14 protein-coding genes and 1 tRNA gene are annotated in these 15,666 nt (G+C 56.1%); 2 read left to right on the top strand and 13 right to left on the bottom strand.

The features are described from left to right. Positions 1–97: 97 nt before the first annotated feature. The 11 genes from ACLM7Z_RS06095 to ACLM7Z_RS06045 all read right to left on the bottom strand — a co-directional run bounded on the left by ACLM7Z_RS06095 (position 98) and on the right by ACLM7Z_RS06045 (position 12,585). Positions 98–1,609, bottom strand: a complete 1,512-nt coding sequence (locus ACLM7Z_RS06095) for an IMP dehydrogenase (protein WP_087018777.1) — start codon at positions 1,607–1,609, stop codon at positions 98–100. A gap of 302 nt (positions 1,610–1,911) precedes the next feature. Beyond that, positions 1,912–3,321 carry a cysteine--tRNA ligase gene (gene cysS, locus ACLM7Z_RS06090; protein WP_087018779.1) on the bottom strand — a complete coding sequence of 470 codons (1,410 nt, stop codon included), beginning with the start codon at positions 3,319–3,321 and terminating at the stop codon, positions 1,912–1,914. Between the two features lie 42 nt (positions 3,322–3,363). After that, positions 3,364–3,930, bottom strand: a complete 567-nt coding sequence (gene pgsA, locus ACLM7Z_RS06085) for a CDP-diacylglycerol--glycerol-3-phosphate 3-phosphatidyltransferase (protein WP_087018781.1) — start codon at positions 3,928–3,930, stop codon at positions 3,364–3,366. Positions 3,931–4,017: 87 nt separating this feature from the next. Further along, a complete protein-coding gene (rimO, locus tag ACLM7Z_RS06080; RefSeq protein ID WP_273349070.1) occupies positions 4,018–5,355 on the bottom strand; it encodes a 30S ribosomal protein S12 methylthiotransferase RimO in 1,338 nt (445 codons plus the stop codon). A gap of 39 nt (positions 5,356–5,394) precedes the next feature. Further along, the gene (locus ACLM7Z_RS06075) at positions 5,395–5,874 is read right to left on the bottom strand and encodes a regulatory protein RecX (RefSeq protein WP_087018783.1); all 480 of its coding nucleotides are present in this window, start codon (positions 5,872–5,874) and stop codon (positions 5,395–5,397) included. After that, on the bottom strand, positions 5,874–7,076 hold the full coding sequence (recA, locus tag ACLM7Z_RS06070) for a recombinase RecA (protein ID WP_087018786.1): 1,203 nt from the start codon (positions 7,074–7,076) through the stop codon (positions 5,874–5,876). The genes ACLM7Z_RS06075 and recA overlap by 1 nt, the downstream gene beginning before the upstream one ends. Before the next feature lie 29 nt (positions 7,077–7,105). Further along, positions 7,106–7,993: a peptide chain release factor N(5)-glutamine methyltransferase gene (gene prmC / locus ACLM7Z_RS06065; RefSeq protein WP_087018789.1), complete on the bottom strand. Its 888-nt coding sequence runs from the start codon at positions 7,991–7,993 to the stop codon at positions 7,106–7,108. Continuing rightward, on the bottom strand, positions 7,990–8,940 hold the full coding sequence (locus tag ACLM7Z_RS06060) for a DUF1385 domain-containing protein (RefSeq protein WP_242969813.1): 951 nt from the start codon (positions 8,938–8,940) through the stop codon (positions 7,990–7,992). The genes prmC and ACLM7Z_RS06060 overlap by 4 nt, the downstream gene beginning before the upstream one ends. Positions 8,941–8,943: 3 nt before the next feature. Beyond that, positions 8,944–10,512 (bottom strand): sensor histidine kinase, encoded by a 1,569-nt coding sequence (locus ACLM7Z_RS06055; RefSeq protein WP_087018791.1) that lies wholly within the window; start codon positions 10,510–10,512, stop codon positions 8,944–8,946. A 17-nt stretch (positions 10,513–10,529) separates the two neighbouring features. Then, positions 10,530–11,216, bottom strand: coding sequence for a response regulator transcription factor (locus tag ACLM7Z_RS06050; protein WP_087019756.1), 687 nt, complete (start codon positions 11,214–11,216; stop codon positions 10,530–10,532). A 37-nt stretch (positions 11,217–11,253) separates the two neighbouring features. Beyond that, entirely contained in the window at positions 11,254–12,585 is a 1,332-nt protein-coding gene (locus ACLM7Z_RS06045) for a hypothetical protein (protein WP_087018793.1), read from the bottom strand. A 198-nt stretch (positions 12,586–12,783) separates the two neighbouring features. Between ACLM7Z_RS06045 and ACLM7Z_RS06040 the strand changes: the two genes are divergently transcribed. Together ACLM7Z_RS06040 and ACLM7Z_RS06035 are read left to right on the top strand one after the other, a co-directional pair. Further along, positions 12,784–12,866, top strand: a tRNA-Leu gene (locus ACLM7Z_RS06040). A gap of 77 nt (positions 12,867–12,943) precedes the next feature. Next, complete coding sequence (locus tag ACLM7Z_RS06035) at positions 12,944–13,810, top strand: fumarylacetoacetate hydrolase family protein (RefSeq protein ID WP_435645683.1); 867 nt, start codon at positions 12,944–12,946, stop codon at positions 13,808–13,810. A gap of 52 nt (positions 13,811–13,862) precedes the next feature. On the opposite strand, the gene ACLM7Z_RS06030 is transcribed toward ACLM7Z_RS06035, so the two are convergent. Together ACLM7Z_RS06030 and ACLM7Z_RS06025 are read right to left on the bottom strand one after the other, a co-directional pair. Further along, positions 13,863–14,618: an ABC transporter ATP-binding protein gene (locus ACLM7Z_RS06030; protein WP_087018797.1), complete on the bottom strand. Its 756-nt coding sequence runs from the start codon at positions 14,616–14,618 to the stop codon at positions 13,863–13,865. Further along, positions 14,618–15,664 (bottom strand): ABC transporter substrate-binding protein, encoded by a 1,047-nt coding sequence (locus ACLM7Z_RS06025; protein WP_435645682.1) that lies wholly within the window; start codon positions 15,662–15,664, stop codon positions 14,618–14,620. The genes ACLM7Z_RS06030 and ACLM7Z_RS06025 overlap by 1 nt, the downstream gene beginning before the upstream one ends. Positions 15,665–15,666 lie beyond the last annotated feature (2 nt).

Below are 15,666 nucleotides of genomic sequence, written 5' to 3'. Positions count from 1 at the left end.
CGGTCAGCGATCCGATTGACGGGCTGCCGACTTCCCCCAAGCGAAAAAAATCCGGCAGATGCGCACATCTGCCGGATTGATTGTATCAAATTTCCGATTACTTGACAACGTTCGCGGAGGAATCCTTGAGCACAACGTCGTGTGCGCCGCCCTCGACAATGGAGGTCGCAGATACCAGCGTGATCTTTGCCTTTTCCTGCAACTCCGGAATGGTCAGCGCGCCGCAGTTGCACATGGTGGAGCGAACCTTAGACAGTGTCATGCCAACATTGTCCTTCAGCGAACCGGCATACGGAACGTAGGAATCAACGCCTTCCTCAAACGACAGCTTCTTATCGCCGCCCATGTCATAGCGCTGCCAGTTTCTCGCACGTGCAGAGCCTTCGCCCCAGTACTCCTTCATGTAGGAGCCGCCGATGACAACGCGGTTCGTCGGGGACTCGTCGAAGCGGGAGAAATAACGGCCGAGCATCAGGAAGTCTGCGCCCATTGCCAGCGCCAGCGTCATGTGGTAGTCATAAACCAGGCCGCCGTCAGAGCAAATCGGGATATAAATGCCGGTCTGTTCATAGTACTCATCACGGGCAGCAGCAACCTCAATCAGTGCGGTTGCCTGTCCACGGCCAATGCCCTTCTGCTCACGGGTGATGCAGATGGAACCGCCGCCGATGCCGACCTTGATAAAGTCCGCACCGCACTTGGCCAGATACAGGAAGCCCTCGCGGTCAACGACATTGCCCATGCCGACCTTGACGGAATCGCCGTAATTTTCACGGATCCAGTCGAGCGTCAGCTTCTGCCATTCGGTGAAGCCCTCAGAGGAGTCGATGCACAGAACATCTGCGCCCGCCTCGATCAGTGCCGGGACACGCTCTGCGTAGTCGCGGGTATTGATACCTGCGCCGACCATGTAGCGCTTGTGTGCATCCAGCAGTTCGAGTGTATTTTCCTTATGGGAATCGTAGTCCTTGCGGAATACCATGTAAACCAGGTTCTGATTTTCGTCGATAATCGGCAGGGAATTCAGCTTGTGATCCCAAATGATGTTGTTGGCTTCCTTCAGGGAAGTTTCCTTCGGCGCGGTAATCAGCTTTTCAAACGGGGTCATGAACTCGCTGACGCGGGTCGCACGGTCCATGCGGCTGATGCGGTAATCGCGTCCGGTGACAACGCCGAGCAGTTTGCCGTTCGGAGTGCCGTCCTCGGTAACTGCCATGGTGGAATGGCCGGTCTTCTCCTTGAGTGCAAGGACATCCGCCAGTGTCTGCTCCGGCTTGATGTTGGAGTCGCTTACAACAAAGCCCGCCTTGTAGCTCTTGACCTTTGCAACCATCGCTGCTTCGGATTCGATGCTCTGGGAGCCATAGATGAACGACATACCGCCTTCCTTGGCGAGTGCAATCGCCATGGTATCGTTGGATACCGCCTGCATGATAGCGGATACCATCGGGATATTAATGGAGATCGGGCATTCTTCTTCGCCCTTGCGGAATTTAACAATCGGTGTCTTCAGGCTGACATTGGTGGGAATGCATTCTTTCGAGGAATAGCCCGGTACCAGCAGGTACTCGCTGAAGGTACGGGACGGTTCAGAAAAGTAATATGCCATCGTTTTTCGACTCCTTTTCCTAATCTTCAATACTGGATTTTCTTGTAATTAAATTACATTATACTCGCTGGCTGTTCCGATGTAAACAGACTAACTGTCGAAAATTTCGGCAAAACGTCCGCGCTTCATGGTCATTTTTCCGGGTACCTGCTGTGCTTATGCATCTTGTTCCATTTTCATCGATTTTCACGCACGTTTTGGCACTTATTTTTGAATATTTAACCAATTCAGTTATACAATTGTCCTCCATACAAAGACAGCGCCATCCCGAAGGATGGCGCTGCCCAAATACAACTTGCTTGTTATTCCTTATAGCTCCACTGCGTGCCCTGACGGGTATCCTTGATGATAATGCCCTTTTCGTTCAGCAGGTAATCGCGGATGCGGTCAGCCTCTGCGAAATTCTTTGCCTTCTTGGCTGCGGTACGCTGTGCAATCAGATCCTCAATCTCACTGTCAATTGTTTTCTTTTCCAGATGATCGACCAGGCCAAGCACGCCGCACAGCTCCATCATGCGTTCAAAGCATGCCTGAACAAACGCATGGGTGCATGCCGGGTCTTTGACTGCGGTGTTGATCTCACGAACCAGCTCAAAGATTGCCGCAAGTGCATCTGCGGTGTTCAGATCGTCATCCATCGCATCGATGAACTTCTGACGGTACTGGTCAAACGAATCCGCCTTTGCCTGCTCCGCTTCGGTCATCGTGTCGCCGGTCTGATGGTCGAGCAGGAACTGGAGGTTCTCCGCCGCAGTATACAGGCGTGCCAGCGAGTTCTTCGCCATCATCAGCGACTCCTCGGAGTAGTTCAGCGGGCTGCGGTACTGGGCAGACAGCATGAACATGCGGATGGTCTCATAGCCATAGACCTCAGCTGCCTCACGAACCATGAAGAAATTGCCCTTGGACTTGGACATCTTCTCGTTGTCGATGGTCAGGAAGCCGTTGTGCAGCCAGTAGTTGGCAAACGTGCAGCCGTTCGCACACTCGGACTGTGCGATTTCATTCTCATGGTGCGGGAAGATCAGATCCTTGCCGCCGGAGTGAATGTCAATCGTCTTGCCGAGGTACTTATTGACCATGGCAGAGCACTCGATGTGCCAGCCCGGTCTGCCCTGTCCCCACGGGGACTCCCAGCTCGGCTCACCCGGCTTGGCAGCCTTCCAGACAGCGAAGTCCATCGGATCTTCCTTCAGCTCGCCGACGCTGATGCGCGCACCGGCCTGCAACTCATCGAGCGGCTGGTGCGACAGCTTGCCGTATTCCGGGAAGCTCTTGGTGCGGAAATAGACGTCACCGTTCGGTGCGGCATAGGCGTGGCCGTTGTCGACCAGCTTCTTGACGATGTCGATAATTGCATCCATGGTCTCGGTTGCACGCGGATGCACGGTCGCCGGGCGGATACCCAGCCCCTTTGCATCGGTGAAATATTCCTTGATATAACGGTCTGCAATGACATCATAGGTCACGCCTTCGGCATTTGCCTTGTTGATAACCTTGTCATCGATATCGGTAAAATTCTGGACGAACTGAACCTCATAGCCGCGGTACTCAAAGTAGCGGCGCAGGGTATCGAAAATAATAAACGGACGCGCATTGCCGATATGGAAAAAGTTATACACCGTCGGGCCGCAGGAATACATCTTGACCTTTCCCGGCTCAATCGGAACAAATTCTTCCTTTTTGCGTGTCATGGAATTATACAGCTTCATAAAAACGGTCTCCCCTTTGTCTGCCGTTCAGACAGATTTGATTTATTTGGAACGGGTTGCACCCTCCGCAACGATATCCCAGTTGCGGTGCATGTAATCATAGCCGGAATACAGCGTCATCAGCGTCATAACCCAGCCTGCAATGACAACCAGCGCATGTGCCGCGCCGGTCAGATTTCCGCCGGTCACAATGCTGCACAGGAAAATCACAATGACGCCGGCGATCTGGACACAGGTCTTCACCTTGCCCGACCACGCCGCGGCGAGCACGCGGTTTTTTCCCATGGCAACCGTGCGCAGAGAGGTGATAATAAATTCACGCGCGAGGATAATGAAAACCATCCAACCGTACATCAGGCCGCGGTCGACAAAGATCATCATCGCCGCACACACCAGCAGCTTATCCGCCAGCGGGTCGACAAATTTGCCGAAATCAGTCACCTGATTGTATTTGCGCGCGACATAGCCGTCGAGAAAATCGGTGGCACTGCACACGATGAACAGCACCAGTGCAAGGATGTCGAACGTCGTTCCGCCGAGCACCGCGAGCACAAGAAAAATCGGAATCAGCGCAATGCGCGCCAATGTAATTTTATTGGCAAGTGTCATATGTGTTCCTTCCTTACAGAGTATGTTGTGCGGAAACAGGTTCCGCACCGTTTATTATACGTTGTCACCCTTCGGGTGTCAATCGCGTCATTCCATTGTTTCGGTATTTCCGGTCAGATCTGCGCCCTGTGCACCCGTGATACGCACCGGGACAAACTGTCCTTCCTCGACGGAAAAAGCGCTGTCAAACAGCACGCGACCGTCAATATCCGGCGAATCGGCATAGCTTCTGCCATAATACAGACCGGTTTCGCCGTCCCAGCCCTCGCACAGCACTTCGATGAGCTGTCCCTTCATGCGGGCGGCAAAGCGGTCGAGTACATCCGACTGAAGTTCTTCGAGAATCATGCGGCGCTCGTTCTTGGTCTCCTCGTCGATCTGATCCGGCATCTCTGCGGCTTCACTGCCCTCCTCCGGCGAATAACAGAACACACCCGTCCGCTCGATGTTCATCTCGCGCATAAATTCGCACAGCTCCTCAAATTCCTCCTCGGTCTCACCCGGCAGGCCGACAATCAGGCTCGTGCGCAGCACAAGGCCGGGAATGCGCGAGCGCAGCTCGCCAAACAAATCGCGCAGAAATGCACTGTCGCCGCGGCGATGCATCGCTTTCAGAATACGGTTGTTCACATGCTGAATTGGGATGTCAAGATACTTGACAATCTTCGGTTCTGTTGCAATCGTTTCAATCATGTCGTCCGTAATTTCGTCCGGATAGAGATAGTGCAGGCGCACCCAGGTAAAGTCCATGGCACACAGCTCATGCAGCAGGTCGGACAGGCGACGCTCACCGTACAGGTCGGTGCCGTAGCGTGTGATGTCCTGTGCCACGACGATGATTTCACGCACACCGGCTGCTGCCATGGCGCGCGCCTCCTCCAGAATGTCCTCCATCGGGCGCGAACGGAACTTGCCGCGCAGCTTCGGAATCACGCAATAGGCACAGTGGTTGTTGCAGCCTTCCGCAATTTTCAGATAGGCGGAATAGCCCGGCGTAAGCAGGATCCGTCCGCCCTCCATCTCAGCCTCATCGATCTGGCCAAAATTGCGGTATACCGTGCCCGGTGCCTGCATAACTGCGCGCACCGCGTCGACGATGTTGGTATAGCTGCCCGTACCGAGCACCGCATCAATTTCCGGCATCTCCTCGGTAATCTCCTCCGGATAGCGCTGCACCAGACAGCCGGTGACAATCAGCGCCTTGAGCTGCCCGCTCTTTTTCAGCTCTGCGGTCTCCAGAATGGTCTGAATGGCCTCCTGCTTTGCGGATTCGATAAAGCCGCACGTATTGATGACCGCAACATCCGCCTCTGCGACATCATCGACAATGGTAACGCCGGCTTCTGCGAGCTGTGCCAGCATGTGTTCGCTGTCCACAAGATTCTTGGCACAGCCCAGTGAAATCAATCCCAATCGAATTGACATAAGTGTAAATTTCCTCCTCGGTGCGCAGCCCCGCCGCGCTTATTGATCCTCTTCGGCTTCGGTGCGGTATGCCTGCATCGCCGCGCGGATTTGGGAAAAGGTAAACCCGCGCCGCTGCAATGCCGCCATGGCCTTTTCACATTCGCGCCGGTCGGATACATCACCGCGCAGCCGCTTATCCAGCAGCTTCAGCATCGCATCCATCTCCGGCTCAAAATCGCGCAGTGCCTGCGCGATCACATCATCCGGCACGCCGCGCACACGCAGCTCCTGCCGGATGCGCAGCTCACCACACCCCCTGCGCGCATACGAGCGCACCACCAGCTCGGCAAACGCGGCGTCATCCACCGCGCCGAGCACGCGCATGCGCTCTACCGCGTAGCCTGCGGCCTGCTCACAGAACTTCTTTTCCAGCAGCTTTTTCTCCAGCATTGCCGCCGACAGCGGGCGGCGCGCAAGCATCTTTGCCGCGCATTCCGCTGCCTTGCGGTACTGCTCTTCGTCCTGCTGCCCGTCCATTAAATATCGTCCTCGCCGAAGTCATCCGCATCAATGGACACCGCTGCCGAGCGGCGCTGTGCGGGCTTTTCTTCCTCCGGTGCGGACGCGGTTTCTTCCTCTGCATGGGACGCGCCCTCGCTGCGCAGCTGCTTGCGGCGCAGCTCATTGCGCGCGTCACGCTCCTCCTGTGCCTTTTTGCGGCTCTCCTGAATCGCCTGGCGGATCTCCGCCTCCAGATTATCCGCAACCTCCTGATTTTCCGCGAGATATTTCTTCGCGTTGTCGCGGCCCTGGAAGCGCTGCTCACCGATGGTAAACCATGCGCCGCCCTTCTTAATCAGGCCATATTCGACGCCCAGATCGACCAGCTCACCCGTGCGCGAAATACCTTCGCCATACATAATGTCAAACTGCGCCTCACGGAACGGGGGCGCCATCTTATTCTTGACGATTTTCGCGCGCGTATGGCTGCCGATCAGCGTTTCGCCGTCCTTCAGGTGCTCCACGCGGCGCACGTCGATGCGCACCGAAGCATAGAACTTCAGGGCACGGCCACCCGTCGTGACCTCCGGCGAACCATAAATCACGCCGACCTTCTCACGCAGCTGGTTGATAAAGATCGCCACACACTTGGACTTGGAAATGACACCAGCCAGCTTGCGCAGCGCCTGGCTCATCAGGCGCGCATGCAAACCGACAAATGAGTCGCCCATCTCGCCCTCGATTTCGGCACGCGGAACCAGCGCGGCAACCGAGTCGATGACGATGATATCCAACGCACCCGAACGGACAAGCTGTTCCGCAATTTCCAGACCCTGGTCACCGCTGTCCGGCTGAGAGACCAGCAGGCTGTCAACATCGACACCGAGCGCTGCCGCATAGACCGGGTCGAGCGCATGCTCCGCGTCGATGAACGCCGCAATGCCGTCCTTTGCCTGTGCGGATGCAATCGCATGCAGCGCCAGCGTGGTTTTACCGGAGGATTCCGGTCCGTAAATTTCAATGATTCTGCCGCGCGGCAGGCCGCCAATGCCCAGCGCCATATCCAGACCGATGGAACCGGTGGAAATGACCTCCTTATCCAGCGGCTGGGTTTCCTGTCCGAGATACATGACAGCGTTTGCGCCATGCTGTTTTTCAATCTGTGCCAGCGCCTGATCCAGCGCCTTCTTTTTATCCGTCGCTACCACAACCGGTGGCAGCTGTTTTTTCTTTGCCATATATTCTCACTGTCCTCCTGTGAAATCTATTATAAAATCAAAGTGGATGGTGTGTTTTCTCCGTTCTTCGGCGCCGCCGCGCATACAATGCGCGGCACGCCCGCCAGATCACATTGCAGGTGCACACCTGTCCAGCCCGCCGCACGGAACAGCGCCGCGGCCTGTTCGCCCTGCTTCCAGCCGCACTCAGCAAAAAAGCATCCGCCCGGCTTCAACCGAAACGCGGGTCTCTGTGCCATCGCGCGGTAAAAATCCAGCCCATCCTCGCCGCCAAACAGCGCGAGGTGCGGTTCATAGGCATCAACGCTGTGATCCAGCTCGCGCATTTCCTGTGCTGTGATATACGGCGGATTGGTCACGACGAGGTCAAAGTCCCCGTCGATGCTGTCCGGCACAAGTGCATCCGCCTGCACTGCCTGAAAGCGCGGCGCATCCAGCCCATGCAGCGCCGCATTGCCCCGCGTCACTGCAAGTGCGGCTTCCGAGCAGTCAGCAGCGATGACCTGTGCGCGCGGCACCGCGAGCGCAAGTGAGATGCCGATGCAGCCGCTGCCACAGCACAGGTCGAGCACGCGCGGCGCGGGTATGCGCCGTGCCGCCTGCACCGCCGCGTCGCACAGCCATTCGGTATCGCCGCGCGGGATGAGCACACCCGGCGTCACGCGGAACCGATTGCCGTAAAAATCCCATTCTCCGAGCACATAGGCGAGCGGTTCGCCCTGCCTGCGGCGCGCGAGCAGCTGTTCTGCCGCCTGCTCCTCCTCCGCAGAGAGGGGGCGGCGGTTCCAGCCGAAGGTATCACGCGCATCCAGTCCGGCGGCGCGCGCCGTCAGCTCGCGCGCCTCGAGGTCAGATTCCTCCACGCCCATCGCGGTCAGCTGATCCCGCATCTGCCGAAAGCAGTCCCATGCGTTCACCACTTGTCCTCCTGCTTATTTTCCGGGATGACATGCTCGAGCGACACAATGGCGACCTCAATCATGCCGTCGTCCGGCTCAAGCACGGTGATGTGTTGGAGCATCATGCCGGGCCAGCGCAGCGCACGGGAAAGTGCACCGTCATGCCGTCCGGCAAAACGGTTGACCTCATAGCTCAATCCAATGACCACCGGCAGCAGCACGAGCCGCAGCACAAGCTGTACCACACGGCTGTCCGACGTCACGAGTGAAAACACCAGGATACTGATAATCATCACAACAAACAGGAAACTCGTGCCGCAGCGCGGATGCTCCCGCGGCTGCACGCGCACGTTTTCCGTCGTCAGCGGCAGTCCCTTTTCATAGCAGTAGATGGTCTTGTGCTCCGCGCCGTGATAACGGAATGTACGCTTCATGTCGGGAATGAACGACATCAGCCACATATAGCCGATAAAAATGGCGATACGCACAACGCCCTCCAGCAGGTTGACTGCCAGATGCGGTACGCTGTCCGGCAAAAAGCCCACCAAAAATGCGGGCAGCAGGATAAACAGACCAACTGCCAGCACAACGCCCAGTACAATGGAAAAAACGTACAGCGCGTTTTCCACTGCACCCTCGCCAACCTTGTCAATCAGCCATTTCTCAAAGCCGGACGGCTCCTCCTCGTCCTCTTCTTCGAGGAACTGCGAGGAATATTCAATCGCCCGGAATCCGTCCGCAAGCGACTGCACCATCACGAGAAAGCCACGGATGACCGGCCAGCCTGCCGGAGCAAATTTTTCGCGCAGCGGTGTGGTCTCCTCATCCCGGATGGCGAGTGTGCCATCCATCCTGCGCACGACGGTACAGCTTTTGCGCGGGCCCTTCATCATAATGCCCTCAAGAATCGACTGTCCGCCGATGGTTGTCTTATGCACAACCTCCTGTGAATGCTTGCTGTTCAATGCTTACTCCTTGTTGATCTCTGCGACGATGGTTTCGGTCGGTTCGACGCGCTTGGTATCTGTGTTTGCCAGCGGCAGGGAAATCGTGACCGTCGTTCCCTCGCCATAGGTGCTGGCGATGTTCAGCGTGCCGCCGTGCATGCGGACGATCTCATCCGTAACGGCGAGGCCGATGCCGCTGCCGCGCTGCTTGGAGCTGCCCTTATAGAACTTCTCCTTGACAAACGGCAGTTCGTCTTCCTTGATACCGACACCCCAGTCGCGCACCTCGATGCGCACGGTATAGCTGTCGCGCGACAGCTCAATCTGAATTTTGCCGCCGCTCTTGCCGTACTTCGCTGCGTTATCAATGACATTCAAAAATACCTGCTTGAGGCGGTGACGATCACCGCTGACCGGACACATCTGATCGGGAATGTCATATACCAGCTGAATATCTTCCTTTTCCAGCATATTTTCGTACATATAGACCGCTTCATACAGCTCTGCGCCGACGTCGAACAGCTCGACGTTGAGCTTCATGCGGCCGGATTCCAGCCGTGTGAAGTCCAGCAGCTCCTCGACCATCTGGGTCAGACGGCTGCTCTCCTTCTGAATGATGCGCAGACCCATGATGACCTCCTCCGGGTCGGTCGCACCGCCTGCAATCAGCGTGTCGCTCCAACCGCCGATGGCGGTGAGCGGCGTGCGCAGCTCATGGGAAACGGAGGAAATGAAGTCATTTTTCATGCGCTCGGCACGGCTGATTTCCTCCGACATATGGTTGATGGTGTCACACAGGTCGCCGATTTCATCGTCATAGACCTTGTGCAGGCGCATGCCATAGCGTCCCGCAGCAATCTCCTTGGCAATGATGTTAATTTTCATGACCGGTTCGACAATCGACTTGATGAAATACCGGTTGGAAAGCTCGACGGTCAGCGCGAAAAACAGCCCGACCAGCAGGCAGGCCAGCACGATATAGACAATCTGCCGCTGTACCAGCGCCATGGATGAGATACAGCGCACACAGCCGATCAAATTCTGGTTGGAATCGTACAGCGGCGAGGACGCAGACATAACGCGTTCGCCCGATGTCGTATCCTTGCCCATCCAGACGGTTGTCGTGTTGTTTTCCAGGCACTGCGCCACATCCTCTGTACCCGGCGCGCTGCCGGTCTGCGTAAAGGACGAGGACGATGACAGGATATATCCGCCATACGAAACAATCTGAATTTCCAGCTTGTCCTTATCCTCAAAGCCGGTGACAAACGACTGTCCTGCGGACAAAAACTGCTCATAGCTCGAGTTGAGAAAGCGGTTGAGGAATGCCGCCGACTGCGTCGTTCGCGTGACAAGATTCTGCCGCATGTTGTTGTAATAATAGCTTGCCCCTATCATGGTAATGAAAATCGAGGCAATGGCAAGCGCTGCCGTGATGATCGTCATCGAATTCATCGTCCAGCGCCCCTTGAGGCCGCCGCGCGCATGCTGCACGCGGAATTCACGCGGCCCCTCCTGTTGTTTTTTCCCCTTGAATTCCTGCGAAAGATCGGGCAGCTCCCTGGTATCCGCAGTTACCTTTTTATCCATAGATCAATCCTTCTCGGTCAGTCTTTCCACATGTAGCCAAAGCCGCGTACCGTCGTGATGTGCTTCGGGGAAGCCGGATCATCCTCTACCTTGATGCGCAGACGGCGGATGTTGACATCGACAATCTTCAGCTCGCCGGAATAATTCTTGCCCCAAACCGCGCCGAGCAGTTCCTCGCGGTCCATGGCTCGGCCGCGGTTTTCCAGAAACGTCTTCATCAGTGAAAACTCAACCTGTGTCAAATCGACGCGACGGCCATTCTTTTTGAGCTCACGTGCGCGCATATCCAGACAGAATTCACCGCTCTGAATGGTCTCCGACGAGAAGGAATGCAGACCGAGGCGGCGCACCAATGCGTCGACGCGGGCAGTCAGCTCGACGACGGAAAACGGCTTGGTTACATAGTCATCCGCGCCGGTCATCAGACCGGTGACCTTGTCGGACTCCTGTGTGCGGGCAGTCAGCATGATAATGCCGCCCTCATAGCCCTCTGCGCGCAGCGTACGGCAGACATCATAGCCATCGATACCGGGAAGCATGACATCGAGGATGCAGACTGCCACATCCGTATTGTTGTGAAATTTCTCCAGCGCTTCCTCGCCGCTGCCCGCCTGAATGACTTCATAGCCCGCACGTTTGAGGTTGATTACGACAAAGCTGCGGATATTTTCCTCGTCCTCTAAAACCAATACCTTGCGTGTCATCATAATTCTGTCCGATCTCCTTCATCCCTATATATGGTTATTTCCATTCGCCTTGTACCACGCTGAACGCCTCCACAGCTTCGTCCTCCGATATCTGATAGCTGCTGTCGCTGTGACCGAGCTTTGCGGCAAAACAGGTATCCACCGTCGAGCCGAGCGCAATCAGCCCGCCCGATCCGGCAGCGGCCTCGCGGTCCTCGCCGGTGAACACATAAATGGTCAGCAGCGGGTCATTCAGCTGCCCGGGCTGCATAAATGTTGTCTGGCTGACACCCGCCTCACTGGTGGTGGTCGCCGTGACTGCCCCGCGCCATTCCTTTGGCAAGCGGAACGTCCAGCCCTCCGAAAGGCTGTCATAGGTAGTCAGCATCCGCTGTGTCGCGCCGTTCATGCTGTAGCGGTACCAGTCCACCATCCACAATGTCTGGGTCGCATCGCTGTTCTCGTAACCGGGCATCGGCTGTAGCTGCGGCACCTCAATAATGCCGTCGCCGTCGATATCCTGACTGTAGTACAGCGAAACCGAGCGATACGTGGAGGCATTGGCGGACAGTGCCACATTGCGCAGCCTGGTTTTATCCAGCACGTAGATATCGGTCTGCATGCCGTTGTCATTTTCAAATTTGTTGTCGACAAACACCGCCTGATGGCCGTCCTCATCCAGCTTGCCCTGTGTGATATTGGCGACCGTCTGCACATCCTGTGTCGCATCGGTCTGCGAAAGAAGAATCATTTTGTTGTCGGCATAATCATAGACCTGTGCGGTCTTGCGCCCTGCGTCGTCATAGGTGACGGTAAACAGCTCCTCCGAGCCGTCGCTGTCGAGGTCGCTCATCGTATAGCTGGTATACGTCGCATCGAGCACTTCGGTGAGCTTGCCGTCCTGCACGGCGCATACGGTCATGCCCTGCTTGAGGTCGCCCGACAGCGTCCAGGTCAGCACAATGAGCTTTTCCTTCCGCTTGTCACCCGTGCCCTCATCCTTCTCATGGATCTTGAGGAATGACATCGAACCGAGTGCAGAGCCGGGAGCCTCAATGCTGCCGATGGGACGGTATTCACCGTCCTCGAGTTCAAACGCATACACATAAATTTTTCCGCCCGAGCCTTCGCGCAGGAAGGCAATGGCTTCCTTTTCGCTGTCGCCGTCAATGTCCTCGAACGTGACGGTATTGCGGTATTCACCGCCCTGCGGCGACACATACGTCATCGTGTCACCCATGATCTGTTCCAGCTGTTTTTGCAGCAGCATAAAATTTTCCGACGGCCGGGGTGTTTGCAGCAGGTCATCCCCGCTGGAAATCAGCGAACAGCCCGACAGAAGTGCCGCGCACAACACAACAGCAATACATCTTTTGACTGTTTTCATAATCCTACCCATAAGATGCGGGCTGCATCCGGCGTCACCGCCGAACCCCGCCCGCCGTTGTTTTTGCGTCTGTCCTGACAATTTTCTTTATTGTATCACACTTTACGCAGTTTGAACACCACAGACCGAACAAATTTTCACCCCATAGCCTTGACAACAATTTACTGCATATGCTACCATAACCGTATACTGTTTTACGCGGATATGGCGGAATTGGCAGACGCACTGGATTTAGGTTCCAGCGGGCAACCGTGCAGGTTCAAGTCCTGTTATCCGCACCAGGTCGGAGCAAACCGGGCTTTGCTCCGACTTTTTCCTTTTTTCAGATTCTCACATCGCACGGAAAGGAAGATAACCCATGAAGCTGTACACCTACCGAGCCGCGGATGGCGCGGAGCGCCTTGCCGCGGAACTCCACAACAGACTGTATGATCTCGAACAGTTCGGTCTGCATTATGCCGATATGAACGCACTGATTGCCGACAGCGGGGTCTTCCTGCGCACGCAGCTCGACCCCACAGGCAAGCAGCCGTTGGCAGAGCCGGTGACACTGTGCGCCCCTATCCCGCACCCGCAGCAGGATGTGCTGTGCCTCGGCATCAATTACACCGCACATGCGGAAGAGGCCAGCCGGTTCAACGGCGAGGCATTTGGCGGTGAGCGTCCAAAGGCGATTTATTTCAGCAAGCGCGTGCACACAGCCTCCGGCTACGGCGACCCCATCCCGTCCTATCCAGGTCTCGTCGACAGCCTCGACTATGAGTGTGAGCTGGGTGTTATTCTCGGCAAAGACGCCTTCTGCGTACAGCCGGAGCAGGTCGCAGACTATATTTTCGGTTATACCATCGTCAATGATGTATCTGCACGTAATTTACAGACCGCGCACAAACAGTGGTATTTTGGCAAGAGTCTCGACGGTTTTACGCCATGCGGCCCGTGCATCCTGACAGCGGATGAGGTCCCTTTCCCGCCCGCGCTGGATATCCGCTGCACGGTCAACGGCGAGCTGCGGCAGAACAGCAATACCTCATACCTGATTCACGGTATTGCGGAAATTATTTCCGAGCTGTCGCGCGGCATGACGCTATGCACCGGAACCATCATTGCCACCGGCACCCCATCCGGCGTCGGCATGGGCATGCAGCCACCCCGATTCCTCAAACCGGGCGACTCCGTTGTCTGTGAAATCGATGGCATCGGTGCCCTGCACAACACCGTGGAGTAATTTCATCTTTTTGCGCACAAAGCCCCGGCAGCGATTGCTGCCAGGGCTTCCTTTATGCCTGTGATTCGTCCAGTTTTTCCAAAATACGGCGCTTATACGCCAGAAATTCCGGTGTCAGATTAAAATCTACCGCACGCGGCTTCGGCTCTGTGATGACAATTTCCTCAGAAATACGCCCCGGCCTGCCGGTCAGCAGATAAATGCGGTCAGACAGCAGGACTGCCTCGTCGATGTCGTGTGTGATAAACAGCGTCGACAACCGGATGCGCTGCATGACATCCAGATACCAGGTATGCATGGCAGACTTGGTCAGCGTATCCAGCGCAGAAAACGGCTCATCGAGCAGCGCAACGTTGTGCGAAAACATATAGGTGCGCAACAGGGCAGCGCGCTGGCGCATGCCGCCGGACAGCTGTGCCGGATACTTTTTCTGCGTGCCGTCCAGGCCGAATGCCTCAAACAGCTCACCCGCCTGCGCCCGTGCCTCTTTTTTTCCCACGCCGCGCAGCAGCAGCGGCAGTGCCACGTTGTCCTCAATTGTGCGGTATGGCAGCAGCAAATCCTTTTGCAGCATGTAGCTGATGCGTCCCGGCTGGCCGGTAATATCTGTGCCATCCAGAAACACCTGCCCACAGTCCGGCTTCATCAGACCGGAAATGATATTGAACAGCGTTGTCTTGCCTGCACCGCTCACACCGAGAAAACAGACCAGCTCTCCCTCATGCAGCGTGACATGGATGTTGTCCAACACCTGTTTGTCGGCAAACGACTTGCTGACGCCGCGCACCTCCAGTTTGTTCTGTTCCATCAGGACTGCGGCAGGTAATCGTTGGAGAATCCGGTATTCTCCGGAATGTCCGCGGATACCAGATCGTTTTCATTCAGCCAGTTGTAGAACGCATTCCAGCGCTCCGCGTCAAAAATACCCCACTGAGATGCATCAGCAGTGTATTTATCTGCAAGATACTTCTGGCTCTCAACGACAAGCTCCCGATTGGATTTCAGCTCCGGACACTGCTCAAGCAGGATATCCGCAGCCTCCTCCGGGTTCTGCTCGGCATATTCATAGCCCTTTGCCAGCGCAGCAAGGAACGCCTTTGCTGTTTCCGGATCGTTTTTCAGGAAATCATTGTTCGCAATGATGACCGGGGTATAGTAATCAAAGACCGGATTGATGTCAGAAAATGCAAAGTAGTCGGTGTCAAGTCCTGCAACCTTGGTCGCAATGCCGGCCCAGGCATAATACACCCAAATCGCGTCGACCGACTTGCTCTGTAATGCGGACACCTCATCCGTGACGGTGGACGGGATCAGCTCAACCTTGGAGAAATCACCGCCGTCCGTCTCGACGACATTCTTCATCATAGCTTTTTCAATATCCATATCCCAGGTGGCATACTTTTTGCCTTCCAGACCCTTCGGGCGATCCATCCCCTCGCCTGCGCGAGAGATAATACCGGAGGTATTGTGCTGGATGACCGCGGCAACCGCCGTGATTGGCAGTGCGTTGTCACCGATCAATGCAGAAGCCATCGTGTCCTGAAACGACACGCCAAAATCTGCCTTACCCGAGCCGACCAGAACCTCTGCGCCGTCATCAGGCGGCTGTACAACATCGACATCCAGTCCGGCGTCTTCAAAATAACCATTCTGCAACGCGACATACAGACCGGTATGGTTGGTATTCGGCGTCCAGTCGAGCACAAAGGTGACTTTCTTGAGATCCCCAGAAGTGTCTCCGGAGCCCTGTTCCGCAGAACCGTTCTGCGGCGCGCTGCTGCTGCCGCAGGCAGCGAGTCCCAGCGCCATGGCGGACAGAACAACTGCCGCCGTTACTCTTTTCCACAGGTTCATAC

It is taken from the genome of Butyricicoccus porcorum, from assembly GCF_051246315.1.
Classification (GTDB): domain Bacteria; phylum Bacillota; class Clostridia; order Oscillospirales; family Butyricicoccaceae; genus Butyricicoccus_A; species Butyricicoccus_A porcorum.
Note: the sequence above shows the minus strand (reverse complement) of the source record. Positions and strands in the feature narration are given on the sequence as shown.